Below are 2,363 nucleotides of genomic sequence, written 5' to 3' on the forward strand. Positions count from 1 at the left end.
AGGGCGACGACCTCACCGACCCACCCGTGCAGGTCGGCGTAGGTGAACGAGCGGTCGCCGTCGACGACCGCGACCCGCTCCGGGACCTCCTCGGCCGTGCGCACCAGCGAGTCGAGCAGGCACGGCGGTCGCGCCGATCCGCCCCACAGGGTCGTGGTCGCAGCGGTCATGTGCCCTCCACTTCGTCACGCCCCAGCCCGTGCTGCCGCATGATCCGGCACAGCTCCGGCCCGGTGCCGCGGTCGGCCCCGGCCAGGCTCGCCATGATCCGGGCCTGCACCTCGGGGGGCTTCTCCTGGCTGAGCTTGAACATCGAGTCCACCGACTCGACGTGGAACCGGAACGCGCCGACGCCGGACACGATCGAGGCGAAGTAGCCGTGCGACGACTCGGCCTCCCACCCGTCGCCGAACGACGCCTCGTACACCTCGGCCGTCCGCTTCACCACGTCCAGCGAGGCCTCCGCGCCCTCGATGGGCTCGACCCGGCCGTGCAGGTGCACCGAGACGAAGTCCCAGGTCGGGGCGGCCGGCGTGACCCGGTAGGAGGCGGGCGTGATGTAGGAGCTCGGGCCGGTGAAGACCAGCAGCGCGGCGGGCCCGTCGGCCAGCGCGCGCCAGTGCCCGTTGGCCCGGTTGAGGTGACCCCACAGCGTGCTGCCGACCAGGTCCCCGTCCTCCGGCGTGCCGGGCGGGTGGACGATCGGCAGGTGCGTGGCCCACGGCGTGCGCGGCCCGTTGGTCACCAGGGTGGCCAGCGGGTAGTCGCGCACGACCGCGCGCGGCCGGTCGACGTCGGTGGCGCGGTACATCGGTGGCACGTACACGGTGACCTCCTCACCGGCCCTGGTCGAGGATCGACCGGACGATCTCCCCGGCCCGGACGGCCGTGGTGGACAGCAGGCCTGCGGACAGTCCGTGCGACGGCTCCGCGACCGCACCCTGCAGGTAGATGCCGCAGTGCACGGAGTCGCTGGTCACCACCCGGTAGTCGCGGTCGAGCACCGGCCGGCCCGCCTCGTCGAGCTTGGCCAGGCCGCGCAGCATCGGCGTCGGGTCGGCGGGCACGTAGCCCGTCGCGCACACCACGGCGTCCACGTCGAGGTCCGACACCGCGCCGGTCGGCAGGTGCTCGACCCGCAGCGAGACGCCGTCCCCGGTCTCCACCAGGCCGCGCATCCGGGAGGCGTTCACGATCCGCAGCCTCGGCGTGCCCAGCACCTGCTCCTGGTAGTGGGTGCGGTAGAGCTGGGCGGACAGGTCGGCGTCGACCACCGAGTAGTTGGTGTTCGCGTGGTAGGCCAGCAGCTGGGCGCGGGCGTTGGGCGGCGCGTCGAAGAACAGGTCCACCGCGTCGGGGTCGAACACCGCGTTGGCGAACGGGCTGTCGTCGGCCACGCTGTAGCCGTACCGGGAGAACACCGCCAGCACCTCGGTGCCGGGCAGCGCGCGGTGCAGGTAGTCGGTGACCTCGGCGGCGCTCTGACCCGCGCCGACCACGGCGACCCGGCGCGGGGCGCGCGCCCGCAGGTCCCGCACCCGGTGCAGCAGCTCGCTGCTGTGCCAGACGCGGGACGAGCCGGTCACCCCCGGCGGCAGGGAGGGCACCAGACCGGTCGCGATGACCACGTTGCGGGTGCGGCGGGTCGTCGTGCGGCCGTCGCGGCGCACCAGCACGTCGAGGTGCTCGACCGCGCCGTCCCGGGCGACCGGCTCGATGCCGACCACCTCGCAGCCGTAGGTGACGGAGTCGGCGAAGTGCCCGGCCACCCACTCCAGGTAGTCGTGGAACTCCACCCGCAGCGGGTACAGCGTCTTGCTGTTGATGAAGCCCGGCAGCCTGCCCCTGGCGTGCAGGTAGGCCACGAAGCTGTGCTCGCTCGCCGGGTTGCGCATGGACACCAGGTCCTTGAGGAAGGACACCTGCATCGTCGCGCCGTCGAGCAGCATGCCGCGGTGCCAGCCGAACCGGGGCTGGCGCTCGAAGAAGTGGGCCGTCACCGTGCCGACCTCCGCCAACGCCACCGCGAGCGCCAGGTTCGACGGTCCGAACCCGACGCCGACGACGTCGGCAGCCGTGGTGATCCCGCGCGGTACCGCAGCCAAATCGCTCCGCCTCCCCAGTGGCGCGTCAGATGAAGTCGAGCAGCTCCTCGGTGAGCAGGTCCTCCATCGGCATGATCCCGGCGACGACGGCGAAGTAGGCCGAGGTCAGCTCGGGGCTCGCGGCGATGGCCCGCAGCATCGACAGGCGCGCGTCGGAGACCTCCAGGCGCGCGAGCTGCAACGTGCCGTGGTAGCTCTCGACCAGCTCGTCGTCCCGGCGCGCGGCCCACGCGGCCAGGCCCGCGGCCCTCCGGCCGG

The 2,363-nt window shown here is 73.1% G+C and carries 2 protein-coding genes and 1 pseudogene; all 3 read right to left on the reverse strand.

Translation table 11 applies throughout. The annotated features are described in order from the left end of the window. Window positions 1–166: 166 nt before the first annotated feature. Window positions 167–826, reverse strand: a complete 660-nt coding sequence (locus AB0G02_RS35560) for an FMN-binding negative transcriptional regulator (RefSeq protein ID WP_360803448.1) — start codon at window positions 824–826, stop codon at window positions 167–169. 10 nt (window positions 827–836) lie between these two features. After that, window positions 837–2,105 carry a lysine N(6)-hydroxylase/L-ornithine N(5)-oxygenase family protein gene (locus AB0G02_RS35565; RefSeq protein WP_360803451.1) on the reverse strand — a complete coding sequence of 423 codons (1,269 nt, stop codon included), beginning with the start codon at window positions 2,103–2,105 and terminating at the stop codon, window positions 837–839. 25 nt (window positions 2,106–2,130) lie between these two features. Then, window positions 2,131–2,363 (reverse strand): annotated as a pseudogene (locus AB0G02_RS35570) (FAD-dependent oxidoreductase); the annotation flags it as partial.

The sequence above is a fragment of the Actinosynnema sp. NPDC023658 genome (genome assembly GCF_040639995.1).
Classification (GTDB): Bacteria; Actinomycetota; Actinomycetes; order Mycobacteriales; family Pseudonocardiaceae; genus Actinosynnema.